18 protein-coding genes are annotated in these 24,548 nt (G+C 42.0%); 11 read left to right on the plus strand and 7 right to left on the minus strand.

The annotated features are described in order from the left end of the window. Positions 1 to 87: 87 nt before the first annotated feature. Positions 88 to 2,856: an aconitate hydratase AcnA gene (gene acnA, locus G6053_RS13115; protein WP_165306708.1), complete on the minus strand. Its 2,769-nt coding sequence runs from the start codon at positions 2,854 to 2,856 to the stop codon at positions 88 to 90. Between the two features lie 372 nt (positions 2,857 to 3,228). Here acnA and G6053_RS13120 point away from each other — a divergent pair, with 372 nt between their 5' ends. The 4 genes from G6053_RS13120 to G6053_RS13135 all read left to right on the plus strand — a co-directional run bounded on the left by G6053_RS13120 (position 3,229) and on the right by G6053_RS13135 (position 7,212). After that, entirely contained in the window at positions 3,229 to 3,765 is a 537-nt protein-coding gene (locus G6053_RS13120) for a TlpA disulfide reductase family protein (protein WP_108631797.1), read from the plus strand. 115 nt (positions 3,766 to 3,880) lie between these two features. Then, complete coding sequence (gene metA / locus G6053_RS13125) at positions 3,881 to 4,825, plus strand: homoserine O-succinyltransferase (RefSeq protein WP_108631796.1); 945 nt, start codon at positions 3,881 to 3,883, stop codon at positions 4,823 to 4,825. A gap of 67 nt (positions 4,826 to 4,892) precedes the next feature. Then, complete coding sequence (locus tag G6053_RS13130) at positions 4,893 to 5,102, plus strand: hypothetical protein (RefSeq protein WP_165306709.1); 210 nt, start codon at positions 4,893 to 4,895, stop codon at positions 5,100 to 5,102. Between the two features lie 106 nt (positions 5,103 to 5,208). Continuing rightward, complete coding sequence (locus G6053_RS13135) at positions 5,209 to 7,212, plus strand: M13 family metallopeptidase (RefSeq protein ID WP_165306710.1); 2,004 nt, start codon at positions 5,209 to 5,211, stop codon at positions 7,210 to 7,212. 63 nt (positions 7,213 to 7,275) lie between these two features. Here the strand turns inward: G6053_RS13135 and G6053_RS13140 are convergent, their stop codons facing one another. The 6 genes from G6053_RS13140 to G6053_RS13165 all read right to left on the minus strand — a co-directional run bounded on the left by G6053_RS13140 (position 7,276) and on the right by G6053_RS13165 (position 12,749). After that, positions 7,276 to 8,490: an MFS transporter gene (locus G6053_RS13140; RefSeq protein ID WP_165306711.1), complete on the minus strand. Its 1,215-nt coding sequence runs from the start codon at positions 8,488 to 8,490 to the stop codon at positions 7,276 to 7,278. Positions 8,491 to 8,648: 158 nt separating this feature from the next. Continuing rightward, on the minus strand, positions 8,649 to 9,608 hold the full coding sequence (locus tag G6053_RS13145) for a metallophosphatase (protein WP_165306712.1): 960 nt from the start codon (positions 9,606 to 9,608) through the stop codon (positions 8,649 to 8,651). Continuing rightward, positions 9,586 to 10,347, minus strand: coding sequence for a 5'-nucleotidase (locus G6053_RS13150; protein ID WP_241254993.1), 762 nt, complete (start codon positions 10,345 to 10,347; stop codon positions 9,586 to 9,588). The genes G6053_RS13145 and G6053_RS13150 overlap by 23 nt, the downstream gene beginning before the upstream one ends. Before the next feature lie 155 nt (positions 10,348 to 10,502). Then, on the minus strand, positions 10,503 to 11,570 hold the full coding sequence (locus tag G6053_RS13155) for an EamA family transporter (protein WP_165306713.1): 1,068 nt from the start codon (positions 11,568 to 11,570) through the stop codon (positions 10,503 to 10,505). Between the two features lie 18 nt (positions 11,571 to 11,588). Next, positions 11,589 to 12,062, minus strand: a complete 474-nt coding sequence (locus G6053_RS13160; RefSeq protein WP_104381980.1) for an Lrp/AsnC family transcriptional regulator — start codon at positions 12,060 to 12,062, stop codon at positions 11,589 to 11,591. A 183-nt stretch (positions 12,063 to 12,245) separates the two neighbouring features. Next, on the minus strand, positions 12,246 to 12,749 hold the full coding sequence (locus tag G6053_RS13165; protein ID WP_165306714.1) for an FUSC family protein: 504 nt from the start codon (positions 12,747 to 12,749) through the stop codon (positions 12,246 to 12,248). Positions 12,750 to 12,963: 214 nt separating this feature from the next. Here G6053_RS13165 and G6053_RS13170 point away from each other — a divergent pair, with 214 nt between their 5' ends. From G6053_RS13170 to G6053_RS13200, 7 genes are all read left to right on the plus strand, one after another. Beyond that, positions 12,964 to 15,885 carry an FAD-binding and (Fe-S)-binding domain-containing protein gene (locus G6053_RS13170; protein WP_241254994.1) on the plus strand — a complete coding sequence of 974 codons (2,922 nt, stop codon included), beginning with the start codon at positions 12,964 to 12,966 and terminating at the stop codon, positions 15,883 to 15,885. A 94-nt stretch (positions 15,886 to 15,979) separates the two neighbouring features. After that, complete coding sequence (locus G6053_RS13175) at positions 15,980 to 16,630, plus strand: hypothetical protein (RefSeq protein WP_165306715.1); 651 nt, start codon at positions 15,980 to 15,982, stop codon at positions 16,628 to 16,630. A 276-nt stretch (positions 16,631 to 16,906) separates the two neighbouring features. Beyond that, positions 16,907 to 18,121 carry a DUF763 domain-containing protein gene (locus tag G6053_RS13180; RefSeq protein ID WP_165306716.1) on the plus strand — a complete coding sequence of 405 codons (1,215 nt, stop codon included), beginning with the start codon at positions 16,907 to 16,909 and terminating at the stop codon, positions 18,119 to 18,121. An 84-nt stretch (positions 18,122 to 18,205) separates the two neighbouring features. Next, positions 18,206 to 18,607 (plus strand): hypothetical protein, encoded by a 402-nt coding sequence (locus G6053_RS13185; RefSeq protein WP_165306717.1) that lies wholly within the window; start codon positions 18,206 to 18,208, stop codon positions 18,605 to 18,607. Positions 18,608 to 18,782: 175 nt separating this feature from the next. Continuing rightward, on the plus strand, positions 18,783 to 19,865 hold the full coding sequence (locus G6053_RS13190; protein ID WP_165306718.1) for an efflux RND transporter periplasmic adaptor subunit: 1,083 nt from the start codon (positions 18,783 to 18,785) through the stop codon (positions 19,863 to 19,865). A 22-nt stretch (positions 19,866 to 19,887) separates the two neighbouring features. Beyond that, positions 19,888 to 23,052, plus strand: a complete 3,165-nt coding sequence (locus G6053_RS13195) for an efflux RND transporter permease subunit (protein WP_108631786.1) — start codon at positions 19,888 to 19,890, stop codon at positions 23,050 to 23,052. Then, the gene (locus G6053_RS13200; RefSeq protein WP_165306719.1) at positions 23,045 to 24,484 is read left to right on the plus strand and encodes a TolC family protein; all 1,440 of its coding nucleotides are present in this window, start codon (positions 23,045 to 23,047) and stop codon (positions 24,482 to 24,484) included. The genes G6053_RS13195 and G6053_RS13200 overlap by 8 nt, the downstream gene beginning before the upstream one ends. Positions 24,485 to 24,548 lie beyond the last annotated feature (64 nt).

Raw genomic sequence — 24,548 nt, forward strand, 5'->3', positions numbered from 1 at the left:
TAGGTTTTTATATAGGTTGTGAAAGGGGCGCGATATATCGTGCCCCATTTTATTTGCAAATTTGATGTTGGTCAACAAGGCACCAAATTAATTGTTTTTTAAATATTGCCTTAATACATACTGTAAAATACCGTCATTTTTAAAGTATTCGATTTCGATAGCCGAATCCAGTCTTGCTCTGACCTGAAACGTGATTGTTTTTCCATTTTCGTGAACAGCTTTTACATCTAAAACTTTATGCGGTGTTAGCTCATTCGCCAGGCCAGTGATGGTATAGGTTTCAGTGCCGTCAAGTCCCAGCTTTTCGGCATTCTCTCCATTGATAAAGACAAGCGGTGCTACTCCCATACCCACCAGATTGCTTCGATGTATACGTTCAAAGCTTTCGGCAATCACCGCCCGTACACCAAGGAGAAATGTGCCTTTGGCTGCCCAATCCCGGGAAGATCCTGAACCGTATTCTTTTCCGGCCAAAACGATCAGCGGCGTATTGGTTTTGCGATATTCCATTGCTGTATCATAGACTGTTTTTACTTCATTTGTTGGGAAATACCGGCTGAAACCACCTTCCTGATCGGTAATTTTGTTTTTAATGCGCACGTTGGCAAAGGTTCCACGCATCATCACTTCATGATTACCACGTCTAGAACCATAAGAGTTGAAATCTTCTCTATTCACCTGATGGGCTTTTAGGTATTTTCCGGCTGCGGTATCTTCCTTAAAAGAACCTGCCGGCGATATATGGTCGGTTGTAACAGAGTCCCCTAAATAAAGCAATACTCGGGCATTTTTGATGTCCTCGATCGGCTGTGGAACTGCCTGTAAGTTTTCAAAAAAAGGAGATTCTTTGATGTAGGTTGAGTTATTGTCCCATTGATAATTCTGGTCAAGGTTTACTTCCAGATCTTGCCAGTCCGTAGATCCGTCAAAAATAACGTCATATACTTCCTGAAAATCAGATTGTTTGACGCATTCGTTAACTGTTTTGGTGATTTCTTCGCGGCTTGGCCAGATATCTTTTAAATAAACCGGTTGGCCATTTGGATCATAGTCCAATGGTTCTTCCATTAGATTGATATCCACTCGACCCACAAGGGCATAGGCAACAACCAACATTGGAGACATCAAAAAGTTCATTTTTACCTGCGGATGTACACGTGCTTCAAAGTTTCTATTTCCTGACAGTACCGAGGCAACAATCAATTCCCCTTTCTCCACTGCTTCAGCAATTTGGGGTGGGAGTGGTCCTGAGTTTCCAATACAGGAAGTGCAACCATAACCTACGGTGTGAAATCTTAGTGCATCAAGATCTGCATTCAGGCCTGATCTTTCCAGATATTGGGTTACTACTTTTGAACCCGGGGCCAGTGAGGTCTTCACCCAGGATTTTGTGTGCAAACCTCGTTCGATCGCATTTCTGGCCAATAGACCCGCACCGATCATCACAGTCGGATTAGAGGTATTGGTACAACTGGTTATGGCGGCAATAGCAATACTGCCGTCGCTGACAATATATTCCTTGTGATTGTGTTTGATGCGTACGGCATGTATGGACTCTGAAATAACTTCATGGGGAGAAGCATGTTCAACCGGAACTTTCCCAAAAGTAAATTCGGTCCCTGATCCACCATCTGCAAGCCAGGCTGATTCCGAACGCTGTGGCATTGGAACATATTGCCTATGGTGTTCGCTATCTAAAAGCTGTGAAAACTTATGGTTTAGATCCTTGACCAAAATTTTGTCTTGTGGGCGCTTGGGGCCTGAGACTGTCGGTTCTAGTGTGTTTAGGTCAAATTCCACTACCGAAGAGTAGGAGATCTGTTCCTTTCCCGTGCGCCAGAGCAAATTGCGCTTACAGTATTCTTCGACAATTTTAATTTCCTGTTCAGTTCGATTGGTACTGTGCATATATTCCAGCGTACGGTCATCTATGGGGAAATAGGTGACTGTACAGCCAAATTCGGGCGACATATTGGATATGGTGGCGCGGTCTGTCACTGATAGTGTATCCAATCCTTCTCCGAAGACCTCAACAAATTTTCCGACAACTCCCTTATCGCGTAAGATTTTTGTAATCGAAAGAACCATATCAGTTGCGGTACAGATATCTGGAATTTTACCTGTAAGTTTGAGTCCGATTACTTCCGGACAGGTGAAGAAGATGGGTTGTCCCAGCATGGCGGCTTCAGCTTCAATGCCACCCACACCCCAGCCCAGAACACCGATACCATTCACCATCGGCGTATGTGAATCGGTACCCACCAAGGTGTCCGGAAATAGCCAATTATCACGGGCAATAACACCCTTGGCAAGGTATTCCAAGTTTACCTGATGACAGATTCCCATTCCCGGTGGCACGACAGTGAAATTTTTTAAACCTTTTTGCGCCCATTTTAAAAGCTCATAACGCTCCCGGTTGCGCTCATATTCCAATTCGACATTTTTGTCGTAGGAGTATTCTGTTCCAAAATAATCCACCTGCACGGAATGGTCAATCACCAGATCAACCGGAATTGCCGGATTGATCTTCTGTCCATCCTTGCCATGTCGAATAAATTCAGCCCTTAAGGAAGCCATGTCCACAACAGCAGGAACGCCCGTAAAATCCTGCATCAGAATGCGTGCCGGCTTAAATGGAATATCTTTATCAACGGGTTGTGGAGACCAGCCGATCAACGTGCTGACATGTTCATCCGTTATACTAAATCCATCATGATTACGTAATACATTTTCCAGAAGAATTCGGATACTGAATGGGAGGTGCTCAATATTACCTTCTGGTAGATCCCTTAAGGAGCTATACTGATACACTCTTCCATCGATTTCGATTTCCTGAGTTGATTTTTCCTTGCTCATATTGATTTACTTATTATATACTATATAATAACCATATCCGTAAATTTGTTTGTAATAACTTTTAGACATATTATTTCTTTCAGTTGTTGAACTGTACAAAAGCAGCCGTTCGGATCAGGAAAACTCGGATCTATATTTTATTCGGATTAAATGTTTGTTTATTAGTTGATTATATTGTATAGTCTCAAGATTTAATTCTTTTAATCAGACGGTTTTTAAACCGTTTGGTATCCGCGGAACGATAAAATTGGCGGATCAGCCGGAGCCAGCGTTGCGTTGGAGAACGCTGATATTAATTTGTTTTGTACGAAAGGTACAATCATTTGCCAGATCAGACGTTTAAGTTAATGTCCTTTTATTGGAGAAAACAAGATGAAAATAAAAAATACATTCAGATTGATTGCCGCTAGCTTATTGCTTTCTATACCGTTTGTCCACACAGCGTCCAGTTATGCGCATCCCGGAGAACAAAAGGAAAAAACAGTCCTGTTAAACAAGAATGCGGAGGTTAGCTTTAAAGACAGCAAGGGAAATGTTGTTTCGTTAAATCAGCTCAAAGACAAGGTTGTCCTGATCAATCTTTGGGCGACATGGTGTTCACCCTGTCTGGCGGAAATGCCTTCTCTGGACAAACTGTATAAGGATTTTCAGGGGAATAGCAAAATCGTTTTTTTGTCCGTGGACGTTGATGGTAATCTGAAATCTTCAGCGAAGTTTCTAAAAAAGCGGAAGTATAGTCTTCCGGTCTATCAACTGAATTCGGCATTGCCAAAAGAATGGAGTACGACAAGTATACCGACCACCATTATCCTGGATAAAGCGGGCAAATTGGTCAACAAGCATGTTGGCGGGATGAACTTCGGATCAGTGAAGTTTAGAAAGGCCTTAAAACAATTAAGTGAAGAATAAGTTGGAAGGTAATTGAATCTGCTCATTCGGTGCAAACTTAAATTTGCGGATTCATTTATTATTCTGCCATTTTCTTGCTAATTTTGCATGCTAATTGTATAAGGAGAATTTATATATGCCAGTCAAACTTCCTAATAACCTTCCTGCGATAGAACTTTTAAAAAAGGAGAATATCTTTGTCATGAGTGACCTGAGAGCAAATGAGCAGGATATTAGACCATTACGTGTTTTGGTCCTTAATCTGATGCCGCTTAAGATCACAACGGAGACCGATTTTATTCGTTTACTTTCCAATAACCCTTTACAAGTGGAGATGGAGTTTCTTCGACTGGAAACCCACGTGTCCAAAAATACACCTGAGGAACACCTGGAGATGTTTTATAAAAGCCTGAGTGAAGTGAAAGAGAACTTTTACGACGGTATGATCATCACGGGAGCACCTGTGGAAATGGTTCGATTTGAAGAGGTGACTTATTGGAATGAGATCCAGACAATCTTTGATTGGGCGAGGACGCATGTAACGTCGAGCTTATATATCTGTTGGGCTTCACAGGCTGCGTTATACCACTTCTATGAGGTTGAGAAGAAACCTTTGGAAGAAAAGCTTTTTGGTGTATTCAAACATACGGCGCTCGACAAAAGACATCCATTATTCCGTGGATTTGACGATGAGTTTTTTATCCCGCATAGCCGGCATACAACTATCGAGAAAGAAGATTTGCTAACAAAAAACGGCGTAGAAATTCTTTCTGAATCTCCCGAGGCTGGCATTGCAATCGCATCTTCCCGTGGCGGACGTGAGTTTTATCTGACCGGTCATTCCGAGTACGCACCTTTTACATTGGATGAAGAATATAAAAGAGATTTAGAAAAAGGCCAAACCATACGTATGCCGGCGAACTATTATCGCGATGACAATCCTGACAATCAACCTTTGGTACGATGGACGAGTCATGCAAACTTATTATTCAATAATTGGCTTAACTATTTTGTTTACCAGGAGACACCTTTTGATTTAAAAGATGTCGTTCACCTGGGAGAGATCAGACAGAAGGACTGAACACAAATTTTAGCCTAAGCAAACAAAATAGGTCGACGTAGCATTCTATCTATATAAAGTAGGTCGTATGAAAAGAATGTCTGTACTATTTTGTCTGCTCTCTTTCTGTGTGTCGCTATATGCGGACGTACCAATTGAGGAAAATCAAAAGCTCAGAGAGGCAAACGGCACCTTATGGTATGCCAATCCATGGATTTGGCTGGGCGGTGTGGCGCTGTTTCTGATTGTCTTCCTCCTTCTTCTCCGTAAATCGACGAGAAACAAGACGCAGACATAATGAAATGTATATTATTTTAGTTATCCGCAAAACTATGTTCTGTATAACGAACAATAGCAAAACTTTTCTTAAGTTTGTGTGGATAGATAACAAACTAAAATATCATATGAAGAGAAGTATACTGTTAGCTGCTTTGCTGGCATGCGGTTCTTTGGCCGGTTATGCCCAAAATAATGCGATCAATGTAGACTACATGGATAAAACCGTTCGTCCGCAGGATGATTTCTACAATTTTGTAAATGGTCAGTGGATGAAAACTGTTAAGATACCATCCGATAAAGCGCGTTGGGGATCTTTTGATGAGTTACGTGAGAATACAGATATTGCCACGCTAAAAGTGTTGCAAGAGTCGTTATCTGGCCAGTTTCCAAAAGGAACTGATAACCAGAAGATCGGGGATCTGTATAGATCTTTTGTAGACATGAAAACCCGTGACAAAGTTGGCTTGGCGCCTGTTCAGCCCTATTTGACAAAAATCAATGCGATAAAGAATTTTGATGACCTTTATAAATATCTGGTAGAGGTTGCACCTATAGGAGGCAATCCTTTCTTTGGTGGATATGTCTATGGACATCTCAAAAATTCGAATGTCAATACAGTTTACCTGGGTGGGGGAAGTTTGGGTTTAGGCCGTTCTTATTACCAGGTAAAAGACCAAAAAAATGAAGAGACCTTAAAGGACTATTCAAATTATATTTCAGCACTTTATGCCAAGTCAGGTCAACGCACGAGAGATCTTAAAGGGCCTAAAATTGTCGCTTTTGAAAAAGAATTGGCTGCTAACCTAAAAACGGTCGAACAGTCGCGGGACGCAAACGGCCGCTACAATCCGGTGGCAGTCGCTGATCTGAAGAAGATGGTAAAAAATGTTGATATTGCTAAATATCTGGGTGAGGTTGGATTTAAAGCGGATACCGTTATTGTACCTGAACTGAAATACTACCAAAATTTAGATAAGATCTTCAACCCGGCGAATCTTCCGGTCATTAAAGATATATTAACATTTCATGTATTAAATACCGCTGCTTCGTATACGACACAGGAATTAAATGATCTTTCTTTTGATTTCTGGGGGCGTAAGCTGAAAGGGCAGAAGGAGCAGCGTGCGCTGGATAAACGGGGGGTAGAGTTCGTGAATTCTATTGCCGGAGAACTTTTGGGAAAGCTTTATGTGAAGGAGAATTTTCCGCCACAGGCGAAAGCTGACGCTGAAGAACTGGTAAGCTACCTTGTAAAAGCATTTGGGCAACATATCAATGGTTTAACATGGATGTCCGCAGATACAAAAGTGAAGGCGCTTGAAAAACTGTCGAAGTTTAAAGTGAAGATCGGTTATCCGGATAAATGGAAAGATTATAGCAAACTTGATGTTAGTACTTCGCTTTACGAGAATGTCTTATCATCCAGCAAGTGGTCTTTTTACGAGAACCTTGCGAAACAGGACAAACCAGTTGATAAATCTGAATGGGGCATGACACCACAGACAGTCAATGCCTATTACAGTCCGTTGTTTAATGAAATTGTATTCCCGGCCGCAATTCTTCAGCCTCCTTTCTATGATTACAAAGCGGATGCAGCCGTTAATTTTGGAGGTATCGGTGCCGTCATAGGGCATGAACTATCGCACGGTTTTGATGACCAGGGAGCAAAATACGATGGAAACGGAAATTTGAATAACTGGTGGACGGATGGCGACAAGGCTAAATTTGAGGCAGCGGCAGATGCCCTTGTGAAACAATTTGAAGCCTATGAGCCAGTTCCGGGAGTTTTTGTGAACGGTCGTTTTACCTTAGGTGAGAATATTGGTGATTTGGGCGGTTCTTCTGTTGCCTTCGATGCATTGCAGCTTTATTTAAAAGATAAAGGAAATCCCGGTCTGATCGATGGATTTACACAAAACCAACGTTTTTTCCTTTCTTGGGCTACTATTTGGAGAACAAAAACAACTGATGAGTTTGTTGTGAATCAGGTAAAAACAGATCCACATTCTCCTGCGCAATATCGGGCTTTTGCGCCGATTATCAATTTAGATGCGTTCCATGCAGCGTGGGAAACGAAAGAGGGTGACAAGATGTTTGTCCCGATGGACAGGCGTATTAAGATCTGGTAGGAAAATCTCCGGATCTTATTGATAAAACAAGGGGGCATTTCAAATGAAATGCCCCCTTGCTGTTTATCGCATCCATTTTAGGACAAGGTAGAAACCAAGTCCCGTGAAGGAAAGTGTCAGCGCTGTTGCCCACCATAGTGTGGTGAAACCAAAGGAGTCAACAATAGATGTCCCGAGCAGTGGCGAAAAAATATTTGCCGCAGAAAATGCCAGGGAATTGAAACCCATATATGCGCCTTGTGTTTTTGGGGTAGAGCGGTTAACGGATACAGTAGCCATAAATGGCAATGTTAGCATCTCACCGAGACCAAAAATAAAGAAGGTGAAATATAACCAGCCAAGTCCGCCCATATAATTCAGCATGGCATATGAACTGGCGCATAGAAATGTACCAAACACCAGGGTGCTGATCAGTGAAAATCTCTTTTCAGCGACATGAACAACAAACATCTCCAGTAAAACAATCACAAAACCACTCCAGCCCAATAGGAATCCGATCTGATGGTCATCAAGGTGATGCACTTCGCGATAGAATATCGGCAAGGTTGTAATTAACTGGAAAAAACAAAATGAAAAAATACAGCAGAAGATATTAAATAGCACAAAGGGAACATCCGTATAGGGGTTGCGGCTTTGGTTTGCCACCTCGCTGTGTGCCAAAGCGTCTTTTTTTGCTTTAACATCCGTTCTTTTTTGCCTTTTGTTAAAAAAGATAAAGAAAATTACTGCTGCACACAGCACGGCAAAGGAGTTCCCATAGAAAATCCAGTTAAACGAAATTGTGGCGAGGAAACCGGCAACGGCGGGGCCAATTGAAAAGCCCAGGTTGATAGCCAGTCTGTTTAGTGAAAAGGCACGGGTTATATTTTCGGGCTTTGCATAACTGGCCACGGAAACAGAATTCGCCGGTCTAAATGCATCGAAAATCAGACTTAGCGTAAAGATCATGACCGATAGGGATTGAACTTCTTTAAAATAGGGGATTAATAGAAATAAGGGTGAAGCCAATACCAAGCTTCCGAATTGCACCTTAAAACTGCCGATCCGATCTGTCAGCCATCCGCCGATATAGGAACCGCATACGGAACCTATACCATAGCTCATCAGGACAATTCCGACTTGCTTAATATCAAAATGAAGTACCTGCGTCATGTAAAGTCCCAGGAAGGGGATGACCATGCTACCCATTCTATTGATCAACATAACAATGGCCAAAAGCCAGGCTGCCTGCGAAAGGCCTTTAAAAGAATCCAGGTATATGGATATAATTTTTTTCATGCAAATAATTTGCTTTTTAGATGGTGTTGATTTTTATAAGCGCTTTGTTGTCATTCCGATAGGAGGAGCAGCCCGGGCTTATAAAAGCTATAACTCATTTTGATAAAAAAATGCCAAATTGATTGGTCAATTTGGCATCTATTATAAATTGATAACGTTTATGCCAATAGTGACTCTTCGATTGACGGGTTAACCTGATAGGTACTTGCAATCATCTGTTTTTTACCTGAACCGGGTTCCATAATGAAATCAATTCGGCCGAGGTTAATGCCTGCAAATCCCACTTGGTTGATCACTGTCTGCGTTCCTTTTAAATTTGTGACCAAGGTCGGTTCGTTTAAAAAAGTATGTGTATGACCGCCGATGATCAGATCAATATCTGATGTTTTGGAGGCAAGTACCAGATCTGAAACCTTATCATTCTCATATTGATATCCAAGGTGTGAAAGACAGATTATAAGATCGCACTTATGTTTTTCCTTTAGGATTTTAACCATTTTGTTCGCGATTTGGATCGGATCCAGATAGCGCATGCCCTTATAATTATTGGGATCTACCAGACCTTCGATATCAACACCAAGTCCAAATACACCTATTTTAATGCCACCTTTATGGAAAATGGTATAATCCTGTGTCCTTCCTTCGAGCACCGTGCCTTTAAAATCGTAGTTGGCGGTCAGAAAAGGGAATTTGGCGTGATCCAGGTATTTGACGAGCCCGTCCAGACCATTGTCAAACTCGTGATTACCAAAAGTCCCGGCATCATATCCTAATTTCGTCATGAGGCCCAATTCCAGTTTACCTCCAAAAAGGTTAAAATATGGTGTTCCTTGAAACATGTCGCCGGCATCCAGCAAAAGAAGGTTCTTTTCTTCCTTGCGGATTTTATTGATCAATGTGCTGCGGCGGGCCACACCGCCCAGTCCCTGGTACTTACCACCGTCCATTGGAAAGGGCTCAATGCGGCTATGTACGTCGTTTGTATGTAAAATGGTCAATTTGATCTTTTTACGTTCTGCCGCCGCCTGAAAAGGTAATGAACCCAAAGCAAGTGCCGCGGAAAATCCACCGGCTTGCTTGATAAACGTTCTCCGATTAATTGATTTTAATTCTTCCATCTAATTCCGCATTTACTTGTTTACCTGCTTTTGTTAATTCACTTACATATTCTATCAAACCTTCACGCATCCGTTGGGGGTAGTTGGTTCTGGAGACCGATTGCGTTAATAACACGAGGTTATCACCACCATTGGCCAGGTAATCATAGGTGACCAGTTTGTATAATTTGTTGTCATCGATGGGCTGTCCTTTAATTTTGATGTCCTGCACCTTGTTGCCTGTTATCGTTAAGGTCATACCTGCAATGGGCTGGCCATGTGTGGTGGCGATATAATCTGCAAGCTGACGTATTTGGCTGCCTTTTAGTTCGATAATCGTCAATGTATTTTCAAAGGGCATTACTTCAAAAATATGCCCCACGGTGATATCTCCTGCCTTGAGATCGTTACGGATTCCCCCTTTGGTTGCAAAGGCCAGATCCGCGGGATTATGGGCATAATGTGCGCTCATCCATAATAATGCTTCACAGAAGAAATTACCCATTAAGGTTTCGGGAGTTTTTTCTTTCGTGAGGGCCTTGTCGGCGTGTCCGATAACGCGGTTCATTTCAGCTTCCATCTTTTGCTTGAACGGCTCATAGATGGAAACGACAGTAGGATCTGCTTGTACCTCCTTATTAATATGATATTGCTGGAAATCCTTCTGTGTAGGGTGGAGTTGCTTTGAGCAACCGGTGACCATCAAAAGCGAAGCGACTCCAAGACTACCAATAAAGGCAATTTGCTTTGATATATTCATTATAGTTAGTTTAACCAAATATTGAGGCAAAGTTAGCCAATTAAATACGAAGAAATCTTATTCCTCATGCGCTAATTTTGCCAAAAACATAAAAACAATAAAAGCTTAACATAAATCTACGTTAAGCTTTATCATATAATTAGAAAAATAACAACCTAGTGAACCAATTCTGCCTCCGGAAGATCATCTATGGGAGTTTGACGGTCATTATTTTTCGCCAATGTATCCAATGTGTTTCCTTGAAGGATCTTTTTGTTTTTATTTTTAGCTGATAATTTGGTGCGGTAAGCTTTCCAATTCATCAGTAAAACAGAGAACAAAATCACGGCCAAACCTACAATCTGTAAGGAGGTGACGGCATGTGATGTAAAAAAATGACTTAATATTAACGCAATGATCGGATTTACATAGGCATAAGTACTTACTTCCATTGCCGGGCGTACCTGTAAAAGCCAGATGTAAGAGCTAAATGCGAGGATAGAACCAAATGTGATCAAATAGCCTAAGTTGAACCAGTCTACAGGAGCGACGCTGTTTAATTCAAATGATGCATACTCGCCCGTAAAAAGTGCCGTGATATTAAAAAGAACACCTGCCGTGACCATCTGCCAGGCCGTTTTGACCATCACATGTAAGTCTTCTTTTTCTTGCGCTTCCGATTTTTTGAAATATTTAGATGCCAAAGAACCTACTGTCCAGGCAATGGAGCCCAATACCAAAATGCATAAAGCAATGATCTTCAATTTTCCATTTGCATTGTCATTGGATGCCATGATCTGTTCGGCGAATAGCATAACGACTCCAATGAATCCGAGCACAACCCCGGCGACTGTTGTCATGCTGCTAAAATTCTCCTTCCATTTGGGCTTGTCGAGTAAAATAAACCAGATTGCTGCTGCTGCTGCGATTATCGCTGCCACCCCGCCCGAAACATATTGCTCGGCCCAGATGACTCCGGCCATATCGACAAACAGGAGTAAAAATCCGACGAAGGCAGCTTCTAATATGGATCGTTTATTAAAAAGCTTATAACCTTTTATGGCACAATAACTCATCAAGATCGCACTTGCGGTGACAAACCGAAATGATCCTAATATAAACGGTGGAAAGCTATGCAACGCTTTTTCTATAAAGAAAAAGGTTGATCCCCATACCACGTAAATTATAAAATAAGCAACAACAACCATGAGTGGGCTTGCCGCTTTTTTGTGTCCTTGTAACATAATGAAACCTCCTTTCTATTATTCAGGTATAACAACCTGTTGATCTTCTTTTACCGTCTGCAATACGATTGTGGTACGGGTGGAAATTATTCCTTCTACTTTACTTAACGTATTCCGCATTAAATCCACTAAACCTGTCGAATCAGCGGTTCTTACTTTGATAAGATAACCATCATCTCCAGCAATGTCGTGTACTTCCTGTACTTCCGGGATTTCAGCGAGGGCTAAGCCAACGCGCTGTTCACCGATAATGTCATTTGCTTTGATGAAAATAAATGATAAAAGTTTTTGATCGACAGCGGCAGGATTGATTTTGGCGCTGTATTTTAAGATCACGTCTTTTTGTTCAAGCTTTTTAACTCGCTCCAGTATTGCCGAAGGAGCCATACCCAATTCCCTGGCGATATCAGCATTATTGATACGCCCGTTATCCTGCATCAGACGAAGGATTTTGTAATCTACTTGATCTAAATTATATTCTACTTTTGTCATTTCGACTGCAAAGGTAAGTAAAAAAGTATAATATTCAAAATATCAATGTTAATTATGAATAATGTTCTGTAATTTCGGTTTGTATTGTGAATTTTATTCGATATGGTGTTAAGGTGGGTTGCTGGAGTTGAATCTAATTTATTGGGTAAAAAGGAATTGCGAAGGTGCTGTGGCCCGCTACATTCAACAATTATACCGATTTCTTAATTTAATAATTATATTTCGGGTAGATAGGATGACGCCCAATCCAATCAAACACCCTACGCAAACGCAGCCAAAGCGGTCCAGTGCAGCAAAATAGGAGCGGCTTTCTTGCTCATGTAAATAGACGATAATCAGCGCGACCATGGAGGTGCGCGCCACTGCCATAATATTCAGTGCCTTACAAATAACCAGTGAAGCAAGGATGCCAATAATCATCGCATAGAGTTGTGGGATAGGAACGAAATACAGACTAAGTCCAATAGCTGAGCCTATAAAATTTGATTTAGCACGATCGATAGCAATTTTTTTTGATTCATTTTCCTGCGGGGATATGACCAGGATAATTGAAATAAGGGTCCAGGAAACAGAGTATTCCGGAAAGGATACAAATAGAATATAGCCCAGTAAAAATCCGGTCAGTACCCGTATTGTATATATAATAAAATCTGAATGTAATGTGTATCGAAGGATAAGACTACGCATATAACAAAGAGAAGTTAATTCATTAAATCGTGTTGCTGTTGCAAAAATACGAGCAAATGATGAAGGCGCGAAATAAAATTCAGGTTTGTTGCATTTAGTGTGTGCGTTTTTATGCGTTTTTCCCGAAAGAATTGTGTGTTTCTTGCAATTGTTCCTTTTTCCAAAGGAGAAATTTAACTAAATTTGTTTTCTATATTTAAAAAAAGCAAATTCAGTGAAAGATCAGAATCAATTAGCCTTATTGGCAACTCGACTGAAAGGGGAGTTGTATTATACAGAAGAAGCATCACACCAAACCATGTTGCTTGCCTATTCCACGGACGCTTCGGTATATCAGGAAAAGCCGTTGGCAGTGGCTATTCCTTCTGATATAAATGATGTAAAGAATCTGATTGATTTTGCGGGGACAAACCGGACCACCTTAATTCCGCGCACCGCTGGCACATCGTTGGCAGGACAAGTCGTTGGAAATGGTATCATCATGGATATGTCCCGTCATTTTAACCGCATCCTCGAATTGAATGTAGAAGAGAAATGGGTGCGTGTGGAGCCTGGTGTCATCCGTGATGATCTGAACAGCTACCTTAAACCATTTGGGTTGATGTTTGGTCCCGAAACCTCTACCGCCAGCCGGGCCATGGTCGGAGGAATGATCGGTAATAATTCTTCTGGCCTTCATTCTATTGTCTGGGGTGATACCCGCCATAACCTGATTGCTGCAAATGTACTTTTAGATGATAAATCCGAGATAAGCTTTGCTTCACTGGACGAGAAAAGTTACTTTAAAAAACTGTTACAGACAGACCGTGAGGGGGATATCTATCGTCACATGAATGACTTATTGACCGATCCTCAAAATCTGGCAGATATTGAGGCGGGTTATCCCAAGCGTTCAATAACCCGTCGAAATACAGGTTATGCGCTGGATATGCTAAGTGATCGGAGCCAGCCATTTAATATGTGTAATCTTCTGGCCGGCTCTGAGGGCACCCTGGCGATTGTCACAGAGGCAAAGCTACGCTTGATGGATTTGCCGCCTAAAGAATTAGGTTTATTGTGTATTCATTTCTCCGATATGGTCGAATGTATGCGTGGCAATGTGATCGCATTAAACCATAGACCTGAGGCTTCGGAGCTGGTAGATAAGTATATTCTGGATTTTACGGTTGGTCATCCTACTTATAAATATAATCGTTTTTTTATAGAAGGCGATCCGCAGGCATTGTTAATCGTTGAATTTAGAGGCGATACGGAGGCTGAGACCGAGGCTAAAGCCATGGCTTTAAAAGCCGAGCTGATGGAAAGGGGCTTGGGTTATGCTTATCCTTATATTACTGGAATTGAGCAGACAAATCTAGTCTGGGATGTCAGAAAAGCGGGGCTCGGTCTTATCCGTAATCTCCCCGGGGACAGTCAGCCTGTAAATTTAATCGAAGACTGTGCTGTTTCTCCGGAAGATCTGCCCGAATATGTCAGTGATATTCAAAAATTATTGATTGAGGAAGGTGTACATGCATCCTACTACGCGCATGCCGGAGCAGGTGAATTGCATATTGAACCCTTTGTTAATCTGAAAACAGAAGAAGGTAAACGTACTTTCCGCTCCATACTGGAAAAAACAAGTGACCTCGTTTTAAAGTACAATGGATCATTAAGCGGAGAACATGGCGATGGGCGCTTAAGAGGTGAGTTTATAGGCAAGGTACTTGGCCAAAAGGTCTATAAGCTTTTGGAAGAAGTCAAAGTCATTTTTGATCCACTGGGGATTTTTAATGCCAATAAAATTGTCAACACGCCGCCAATGGATGCCCATCTACGCTACGATAACGACAAGAATAGAACGGCTATAAAGACATATTTCGATTTTTCCAAAGATGAATCCATTCTCCGGCTGGCGGAAAAATGCTCGGGATCGGGCGATTGTCGAAAAACGGAAATTACCGGTGGCACCATGTGTCCTTCTTTTATGGCGACCCGTGATGAGAAGGATACAACACGTGCCAGAGCAAATATGCTACGTCAATTTTTGACCAATTCCACAAAGAAAAACCGCTTTGATCATGAGGAAATCAAGGAAGTTATGGATCTATGTTTGAGCTGCAAAGGCTGTAGAACAGAATGCCCGTCGAGTGTGGACGTCGCTAAAATGAAAGCAGAATTTTTACAGCACTATTACGATGAACACGGCGCTGGCTTCCGAACGAAATTGATTGCTAATTTTACCGATTCTCAAAAACTGGGTTCGCTGGTCGCTCCACTTTACAATTTTGTGGTGAAGAACGATTTTCTGTCTGGTTTGGTTAAAAAAACGGTCGGATTTGCTCCAAAGCGTTCACTTCCTACAGTGAATGGAACGACATTAAGCCAATGGGTCAGGAAACAAAAGATCGAGCCACAGGCTAAACGCCGTGTCTATCTGTTCTCTGATGAGTTCACCGAATACAATGATGCTGAGATCGGTATCACGGCCTATAAACTGTTAACGGCCTTGGGTTACGAGGTGGTTATTCCAAAACATGTGCAAAGTGGGCGGACTTTTCTCTCCAAAGGATTTGTCAAAGAAGCAAAAAAAATTGCTAACCAGAACATCAGTTTTCTAAAGGATCTGATCACAGATGACACGCCGTTGTTAGGTATTGAACCATCTGGAATAATTACATTCAGGGACGAATACCTAAGTTTGGTTGATGAAAATCTGCGTAGTGATGCACTTCGGGTAGCAAAAAATGCACTTATGATTGACGAGTTTCTTTTAGCGGAAATTGAAGCCGGTCGTATCTACCGGGAGCAGTTTACTGCCGATGAGAGAAAAATTAAATTGCACGGGCATTGCTACCAAAAGGCTTTTCATTTGGTGGGCGTTACCCAGCAAGTCTTGTCTTTCCCGTTAAATTACTCCGTTGAAGTCATTCCGTCGGGCTGCTGTGGTATGGCGGGATCCTTTGGCTATGAGGCCGAACATTATGATGTTTCGATGAAAGTGGCGGAATTGGTTTTATTACCCGCTGTACGTAAAACGGATACCACAACTTTAATCGCAGCAGCGGGTACCTCATGCCGGCATCAGATCAAGGATGGTGCTGGCAGAAAATCCTTCCATCCCGTTGAAATTTTATACGATGCTTTATTGAAATAAAATAAAAACATTGCCAATGGTTGTTTGTTATCAGTAATAATAGTAATATTATAAGAGCAATATTTCAATGATTACTGATAATAAACAAATCACCATGTACAAAATTCAATCTATAGCCATTCTCGCAACAGCTACGCTGATGTTGGCTGCTTGTGGAAATTCTAATCAGAAGAAAAACGATGGAAGTGATACCGCAACGGCAAACACCATTGAGCGGGTGCGCATCGAAAAATTTACGAACGGCACTCCCGGACCTGAAAAAAAGAATTTCTTTTTGCGTATCACCGATGAAGTAAAGACGGATTCGAGCCGTATTTATACAACGAAATCACTTTACAATCAGGATACTGTCGGTGCGAAATTTGAAATTATTGATTTCATACCCGCAGGTATTATTGATGGGCAACCAAGTGACGACGTCGGATTTACCAAAGGGAAAATTAAAATCACTAGTCTAGGTACGCAATCCAATAATCTAGTCAAAGCCTTGGGTGAATTGTTTCAAATGCCAACTAGCGATGCCTTTACAAAGGACGTAGTATTGCCCAATGTCTTCTCATCCAATAAAATGAATGTTGATTTATCAAAGAAAACCGCATATAGTTTTAAACTCTTTTTAGAGAATAAAAAAGCAGAACCGGCGGAGTTGTTTTTTAATATAGATACGTATAAGCATGGTATTGAATTTTCCGAAAAAGATCCATCTTTCCGTGCTGGATTATTATCAGCTTTCACTGGAAAGTAAATCGTTAATACGGGATTAACGCAGAATAGCCGTATTCGGACAGGAGCTACACATTCAATATTGAAATAGAAAATGGCTGGATAATTTGGCAATATCCAGCCATTTTTTACTATTTATTCTGCATGTTGTGAGTCTTTTTTGGTCATATGTATTAAGTAACGGCTCCCACTGGATACAGCGCAAAAGAAGTTTGCCAATTTTTAAACTATTTTTTTTGAAAATCTCGTTTGCTAAACGAAAAGAGTTATCTTTGTGCTAATAAATTTAGTTTTATTTATGAAGCATTCAGGGACAGCAGACTTGCCGCTGCACTATGGAAAGGTGCCCGCCTGGCTCTATGAGCGGATGAGCACATTAGGCAAGTCCATTGTAGAGGTGATCCTGATGGACTATGGGCAGGATGAGGTGCTCAGGCGATTAGCAGATCCGTTTTGGTTCCAGAGTTTTGGTGCGGTACTGGGTATGGACTGGCATTCATCAGGTATTACCACGTCGGTTATGGGCGCATTAAAACGCGCCATTAATCCCTGTGCGGACGCATTTGGTCTCTATATATGCGGCGGTAAAGGTAAATTCTCCAAAGACACACCACAAGAGCTACTTTACCTCGCGGACAAAACAGGTTTGGATGGCAATAGCTTGGTTCGGACAAGCAAGTTGGTCGCAAAAGTAGATAATACGGCGATACAAGACGGTTATCAGTTGTATCTGCATAATTTTATTGTCGCTAAGAACGGTCATTGGGCCGTGGTACAACAGGGGATGCACGATCATGATGGAACTGCCCGTCGTTACCATTGGCATTCGGAGAACGTCCGTTCGTTCATTGAGGAACCACATACAGGTATCAAAGGTTGTCCGCAGGGAATAATTTTAAATTTAACAGCATCTGGAGCAGCTCCGAACAGGACAGGTATCATGACACTCGTCAACGAGGATTCTTCAGATGTCTTAGTAGACTTTAAAAGATTGCTGATGCCTTCTCATCATGATGTTAGGGCTTCGGATGTTGATCTCAAAAGGTTAGGAGCAATGTTATATGTTGCACGGGAAAATCAACCTAAAAATTTTGAGGATCTTTTGTTATTAAAAGGCATGGGCCCCCGCACCTTACAATCGCTGGCCCTTGTCAGCGAGGTAATCCATGGAGCTCCTGCGCGATTTAACGATCCCGCACGCTTCTTTTTTGCGCACGGCGGAAAGGATGGACATCCCTTTCCTGTTCCCCTGGATATTTATGATCAAAGTATTCAGATCTTACAAAAAGGTATTGAAAAGTCAAAGCTGGGCAATAGCGACAAATTAAAGTCAATGAATAAACTCCATCAGATCGTTCTAGAAACGGAGCATAATTTTACGCCACAGTTTGATATTCAGCAGATAATAGAGGAAGAACGCAGAAATTCCTGGAAATACAATGGCCGGACAGTCTTTGGTCGCGCAAAGCCTCCAAAGGTTGATGAAACAGGTACACAGCTTTCACTTTTTTGAGTAAGATCGCCGGATTGTAATCCTTTTGTTAAATTGTGTTAAACCTTATTAAAATTATTTCTGCGCTAGTATATTTGCTCACAAATGAAAGCGGTTATTACAATTCTATGTTTTATAGTCTTCCTATTAATTAGGAGCGGTAATAGCCATGCTGTGCTAAACGAGTCTGACCGTCCTGCGATCAGTTTCATGTATCAGCATAATGAGGCAAATTTAAAGGACAAGATTACTTCGCTGACCTCCCGCATTGATCCCCTTATTGCAGGAAATGTACACGATGAAAATCCCGTCATTGAAGAATTTAACAGTGAGAATTTCCAATTAACCAAAGATCTTCAAACAGCTTCTGATTTTGTCGCATTATTGCTTTGTGCAGTCGTATTTTTCATTTTTGTGTTTCGGTTTGCAAAGAAAATCCCTTTTTGCAATTTTGTTGCTTATTTATATCCCCAAAGGTATATTTTCCAACAAAACTGGAGAATTTAATAGCCAATCCCTCGAAACAGCTTAGCCTTATTCTTTTTATTTCTGTATCAATCGGATTTTCATTTCTCCGTTAATGATTTTACCGTTTTTGCATCTTACAACAAGCTCAGGATAGGTTGTTTCAATTCCCATATCAAACAAACAATCAAACTTATTTTTAATTAGACGCTTACAAATGAAAAGAGTATTTATGCTCGTTAATTTGGCTATCGTATTATGCCAAATTGGGTGTACTTCCAAAAAGGAAGAAAAAGAAGAGAAAGAAAAATTCAATGTGACTTCTCCGGTACAAATGGATACAACCATCCGTAAAGATTTTGTATCCCAGATTAAGTCTTTCCGTAATATCGAATTACGCGCACAGGAAAAGGGATATCTGGAACAAATTTTTGTGGACGAAGGACAGTTTGTACACAAAGGACAACTGCTGTTCCGCATTATGCCCAAAATGTATGAAGCAGAGTTTAGAAAATCCATGGCCGAAGTGAATGTTGCCGAGATCGAAGTACAGAATACCAAGAGCCTGGCGGATAAAAATGTGGTGTCCCCGAATGAACTGGCCATGGCCAAAGCTAAATTGGAACAGGCAAAAGCCGCTGCAGCTATCGCTAAATTACACCTTTCTTTTACGGAGATCAGAGCACCGTTCGATGGTACAATTGACCGAATTCCATTAAAGTTAGGAAGCCTGGTGGATGAAGGGGAGTTGTTGACGAGCCTTTCTGACAATAGCCAGATGCTTGTCTACTTCAATGTTTCGGAACCAGAGTACCTTAATTATCAGACGAATGTCAGTAAACGGGGGGATACCCACGTCGGATTGTTGCTTGCCAATAATGAATTGCTTCCGGCGCATGGCGTGGTAGAAACCATCGAGAGTGAATTTGACAGTGAAACAGGAAATATTGCGTTTAGAGCCCGCTTCCCGAATCCCAGCCGTTTACTAAAACACGGTGAAAGCGGGAAGGTCGTGATGAATTTCCCATTGAAGCAGGCATTGATTATACCGCAAAAAGCAACCTATGAATTGCAGGATCGTAAATACGTGTATGTTGTGGACAAAGACGGCAAACTAAAGGCCCGCCACATCACCATAGGTAATTCCCTTCCTGATCTTTATGTGGTTGCAAGTGGACTTCAAAAAGACGACAAATTCTTACTGGATGGCATACAGAAAGTGAAAGAGGATGAAAAGATCAACTATAGTTTCGTTCAGCCAAAAGAGGCCATTTCTAATTTGAAGTTAAAAACAGAATAAATCCCCATACTCTTAAATTACTATGTTTAGTCGTTTTATAAATAGACCTGTCCTTTCGATTGTCATATCACTGATCATTGTGTTTCTGGGGATTCTTTCGATGGTACAACTTCCGGTAACTCAGTTTCCGTCCATATCGCCACCTAAAGTAAATATTACCGCAGAATATCCGGGGGCGAATGGTGAATTGATGATCAAATCAGTGATTATTCCGCTTGAACGCGCCATAAATGGTGTTCCCGGAATGAAATATATGGCTTCAGACGCCGGTAACGACGGTGAGGCCAGCATACAGGTGGTGTTCAATCTGGGCACGGATCCAAATCAAGCTTCCTTGAACGTGCAAAACCGCGTCGCTTCTGTTGTCAATAAGCTTCCGCCCATTGTTGTCCGTGAAGGAGTAAAGATTACACGAGAAGAATCCAATATGTTGATGTATATCAACCTCTTTAGTAAGGATAAAGATCTCGATGGAAATTTTATGTACAATTATGCCGATATGAATATTGTTTCGGAACTGCGGCGTGTAGACGGCGTTGGTGTGGCAAATATTCTAGGAACACGGGAATTGGCCATGCGGATCTGGTTGAAGCCTGATCGCATGACAGCGTATAAAATTTCAGCGGAGGAGGTAATGAAAGCCCTCTCAGAGCAAAGTTTGGAAGCGTCTCCGGGTAAAGCCGGGGAATCATCCGGTATTACTTCACAATCTTTTGAATATGTGCTGAAATATCCCGGACGTTTTACCACGACAGAAGGCTATGGCAATATCGTGCTCCGCACAAATGCAAACGGTGAAATGTTACGCCTGAGGGACGTTGCGGACATTAAATTCGGTTCGGCAATGTATGATATCTATTCAACCTTAAATGGAAAACCCTCCGCCGCAATCGTGCTGAAACAATCCTATGGCAGTAATGCTTCTCAGGTTATCCAGGATGTTAAAGACAAAATGAAAGAACTGAAAAGCTCATTTCCAAAAGGACTGGATTATGAGATCAGTTATGATGTCTCTAAATTTTTGGACGCCTCCATGGAAAAGGTTATTCATACCCTAGTTGAAGCCTTTATTTTGGTAGCGATCGTTGTCTTCCTATTCCTGGGGGATTGGCGTTCCACATTGATTCCGACCATTGCGGTGCCGGTTTCCTTAGTGGGATCGTTTCTTTTTATGCAATTTTTTGGTATCACAATCAACCTGATTACCTTGTTTGCCCTTGTATTGGCCATTGGCGTTGTGGTTGATGATGCCATTGTGGTTATCGAGGCGGTGCACGCCAAGATGGAGGAATTGCATATTTCCGCTTATCAGGCGACGAAGAAAGCAATGCACGAAATCAGTGGGGCGATCATAGCGATAACCTTCTTGATGGCAGCAGTATTTATACCTGTAGCCTTTATGTCGGGGCCTGTCGGTATATTTTATCGCCAGTTTTCCATTACAATGGCGACTTCTATCATCTTATCGGGCGTGGTGGCCCTGACGCTGACACCTGCGCTCTGTGCCATTATGTTAAAGAACAACCATGGAAAGGCACGCAAAAAATCCGTTGTGGACAAATTTTTGGATTCCTTCAATCGCTTGTTCGATAAAATGTCAAACAAATATGTTTTCTTGCTGAAAGGCATTGTCGACAAGCGTCTCTTTACTTTTGTGGTGTTGATCGGATTCTGTATCGGGGCTTATTTTTTAAACAATGCCGTACCGGCAGGTTTTATTCCAAATGAAGACCAGGGAATGATTTACGCCATTATCCAAACGCCGCCGGGATCGACTTTAGAGCGTACAAATCTGGCCGCTCAAACCTTGCAGAAGGAAGCGGAGGATATTGATGGCGTACAATCCGTTTCTTCGCTGGCAGGTTATGAGATATTAACGGAGGGAACCGGGGCCAACACCGGAACCTGTCTGATCAATTTAAAAAGCTGGGAGGAGCGTAAGGAATCCTCACAGGAAATTATCGAACAGCTGGAAAACGCCGCAAAAAATATTCCTGGTGCTTCCATTGAATTTTTTCAGCCACCAGCAGTACCGGGCTATGGTGCCGCCGGAGGATTTGAATTGCGGCTTTTGGATAAAGCCGGCTCTGGTGACTACAAGAAAATGGAGACCGTGAGTAAAGATTTTGTCCGGGAATTGAACAAACGACCTGAGCTATCCTCTGTTTTTACCTTTTATAGTGCGAGCTTTCCACAGTATATGCTCCATATTGACAATGATATGGCTCAATTAAAAGGCGTTACGATTGATAATGCGCTGAATACACTCTCGACCTTGGTGGGCAGTAACTACGAAACCAACTTTATTAAGTATGACCGACAATATAAGGTCATGGTGCAGGCATTGCCCCAGTATAGAGCTCTTCCTGAAGATATCTTGAAGTTATATGTGAAAAATGACAAGGATGAGATGGTACCTTTCTCCGCATTTATGCATATGGAAAAGGTATATGGACTGTCTGAGATCACACGGCATAATATGTACATGGCCTCCGAGATTTCGGGTTCTGCTGCTCCGGGTTATAGCAGTGGTGAAGCGATTCAGGTAATCAACGAAGTCGCCGCTAAAACGCTACCACAGGGCTATGGCATAGATTGGGCCGGTATTTCCAAAGACCAGGTGGGGCGCGGTAACCAGGCCATTTATATCTTTTTGATCTGTCTGGGCTTTGTCTACCTTATTTTATCGGCACAGTATGAAAGCTTTATCATGCCGTTTGCGGTATTGCTTTCCTTGCCAATTGGTATTTTCGGTGCATTTTTCTTATTGAAGGTCCTGGGACTGGAAAATAATATTTACGCTCAGGTAGCCTTGGTTATGCTTATTGGTTTACTCGGTAAGAATGCCGTCTTAATCGTTGAATTTGCCACACAGCGGCATGCGCAGGGGCTAAGTATTATCGAAGCGGCACTGGAGGGTGCCAAAGTAAGGTTTAGACCTATTTTAATGACATCGTTTGCATTTATTGCAGGCTTGATTCCATTGGTGTTGGCCTCCGGACCGGGAGCGATCGGTAACCGGACGATCGGTACGGCAGCAGCAGGAGGTATGCTATTCGGAACTGTGTTTGGTATCCTTATCATACCGGGTCTTTACTTTATTTTTGGAACAATTGCTTCCAAACGCAAGCTCATCAAACATGAAGATGAAAATCCATTAACAGAAGAAATTGATAACAATGGCTAGTCAAAAATATAAATACTGGATGATAGGAGTTCTGTTATCAGCGGCGGTGACCGGCTGTAAAGTCCCTAAAGCGACGCAGATTCAAGAAAATAAGCAGGTGCCACAGCAATTTGTCGAAGCATTGGCACCGGATACAACGAATTCGGCTAGCGTGAAATGGCGCGATTTTTTTAGCGATCCCAATTTAGTCAACTTAATTGACACCGCATTAAAAAATAATCAGGAGTTAAATGTGACCTTGCAGGAATTGGCAATCGCCAAAAACGATATCTTATTGCGAAAAGGAGCATTGAAACCAAGTGTAGGTTTGCGTGCCGGTGGAGGTGTGGAAAAAGTCGGCCGGTATACCAGCCAAGGGGCAGGTGATGCCAGCACGGAGATAGCCCCCGGCAAGGAAATGCCCGATCCACTGGGTGATTTAACGATAGGAGCTTATGCAAGCTGGGAAATTGACGTCTGGAAGAAGCTAAAAGATTCCGAACAGGCAGCATTGAACCGTTATCTTGCGACAGTCGAAGGTAAAAACTTTGTGCTGAGCAGCCTTATTGCAGAGGTTGCACGCTCTTATTATGAACTGTTGGCGTTAGATAACCAACTGACGATCATCAAACAAAATATCGAGGTGCAGGACAATGCGCTGGAAGTAATCAAACTACAGAAGCAAGCGGCACGTGTAACGGAACTTGCGGTTCAGAAATTTCAGGCCGAGGTATTGAAAACCAAGGGCATGGAATTCGAGACGCGACAACAGATTAAAGAAACGGAAAACCGGATCAATTTTCTTTTAGGACGTTTCCCACAGGAGATAAAGCGTGATAAAAGCAGTTTCGTGGATATGGTACCGGCCAGGGTACAAACAGGTATACCGAGCCAATTGTTGAGCAATAGACCTGATATTCGTGAGGCGGAATATGAATTGGCGGCTGCTAAATTGGATGTGCAGATTGCAAGAAAAGAGTTTTATCCGTCTTTGGAGATATCGGCTGCTCTTGGCTTGCAAGCTTTTAAACCGTCCTATCTATTTAAAATGCCCGAATCCATGTTGTACAATATTATAGGTGAGCTGGCAGCGCCCCTGTTGAACAAAAATGGGTTGAAAGCAGAATTCAATACCGCAAATGCAAAACAGATACAGGCGGTTTATAACTACGAGAAGACGATTCTAAATGCCTATCTCGAAGTATCCACACAACTCTCCAATATCGAGAATCTTGGCAAGAGTTATGATTTTAAGACCAAAGAAGTTGAGGTACTCAATAATTCGGTTACCGTTTCAGGTGATCTATTTAAATCGGCACGTGCCGACTATATGGAAGTGCTGATGACACAACGTGATGTACTGGATTCAAAACTTGAATTAATAGAAACTAAGAAGCAACAGCTGAATGCTGTTGTCAATGTCTACAAAGATTTGGGAGGAGGCTGGAAATAAGTTGTTTGTTTGAATGGACCCCGCTAGGCGGGGTTCTTTTTTGCTCTCACCACTAAAATTATTT

The organism is Sphingobacterium sp. DR205, from assembly GCF_011064245.1.
Taxonomy (GTDB): domain Bacteria; phylum Bacteroidota; class Bacteroidia; order Sphingobacteriales; family Sphingobacteriaceae; genus Sphingobacterium; species Sphingobacterium athyrii.

Bases quoted from the DNA above. Each gene is read 5' to 3' on its own strand.
- acnA (WP_165306708.1), bottom strand. From the start codon at position 2,856: ATGAGCAAGGAAAAATCAACTCAGGAAATCGAAATCGATGGAAGAGTG.
- G6053_RS13120 (WP_108631797.1), top strand. From the start codon at position 3,229: ATGAAAATAAAAAATACATTCAGATTGATTGCCGCTAGCTTATTGCTT.
- metA (WP_108631796.1), top strand. From the start codon at position 3,881: ATGCCAGTCAAACTTCCTAATAACCTTCCTGCGATAGAACTTTTAAAA.
- G6053_RS13130 (WP_165306709.1), top strand. From the start codon at position 4,893: ATGAAAAGAATGTCTGTACTATTTTGTCTGCTCTCTTTCTGTGTGTCG.
- G6053_RS13135 (WP_165306710.1), top strand. From the start codon at position 5,209: ATGAAGAGAAGTATACTGTTAGCTGCTTTGCTGGCATGCGGTTCTTTG.
- G6053_RS13140 (WP_165306711.1), bottom strand. From the start codon at position 8,490: ATGAAAAAAATTATATCCATATACCTGGATTCTTTTAAAGGCCTTTCG.
- G6053_RS13145 (WP_165306712.1), bottom strand. From the start codon at position 9,608: ATGGAAGAATTAAAATCAATTAATCGGAGAACGTTTATCAAGCAAGCC.
- G6053_RS13150 (WP_241254993.1), bottom strand. From the start codon at position 10,347: ATGAATATATCAAAGCAAATTGCCTTTATTGGTAGTCTTGGAGTCGCT.
- G6053_RS13155 (WP_165306713.1), bottom strand. From the start codon at position 11,570: ATGTTACAAGGACACAAAAAAGCGGCAAGCCCACTCATGGTTGTTGTT.
- G6053_RS13160 (WP_104381980.1), bottom strand. From the start codon at position 12,062: ATGACAAAAGTAGAATATAATTTAGATCAAGTAGATTACAAAATCCTT.
- G6053_RS13165 (WP_165306714.1), bottom strand. From the start codon at position 12,749: ATGCGTAGTCTTATCCTTCGATACACATTACATTCAGATTTTATTATA.
- G6053_RS13175 (WP_165306715.1), top strand. From the start codon at position 15,980: ATGTACAAAATTCAATCTATAGCCATTCTCGCAACAGCTACGCTGATG.
- G6053_RS13180 (WP_165306716.1), top strand. From the start codon at position 16,907: ATGAAGCATTCAGGGACAGCAGACTTGCCGCTGCACTATGGAAAGGTG.
- G6053_RS13185 (WP_165306717.1), top strand. From the start codon at position 18,206: ATGAAAGCGGTTATTACAATTCTATGTTTTATAGTCTTCCTATTAATT.
- G6053_RS13190 (WP_165306718.1), top strand. From the start codon at position 18,783: ATGAAAAGAGTATTTATGCTCGTTAATTTGGCTATCGTATTATGCCAA.
- G6053_RS13195 (WP_108631786.1), top strand. From the start codon at position 19,888: ATGTTTAGTCGTTTTATAAATAGACCTGTCCTTTCGATTGTCATATCA.
- G6053_RS13200 (WP_165306719.1), top strand. From the start codon at position 23,045: ATGGCTAGTCAAAAATATAAATACTGGATGATAGGAGTTCTGTTATCA.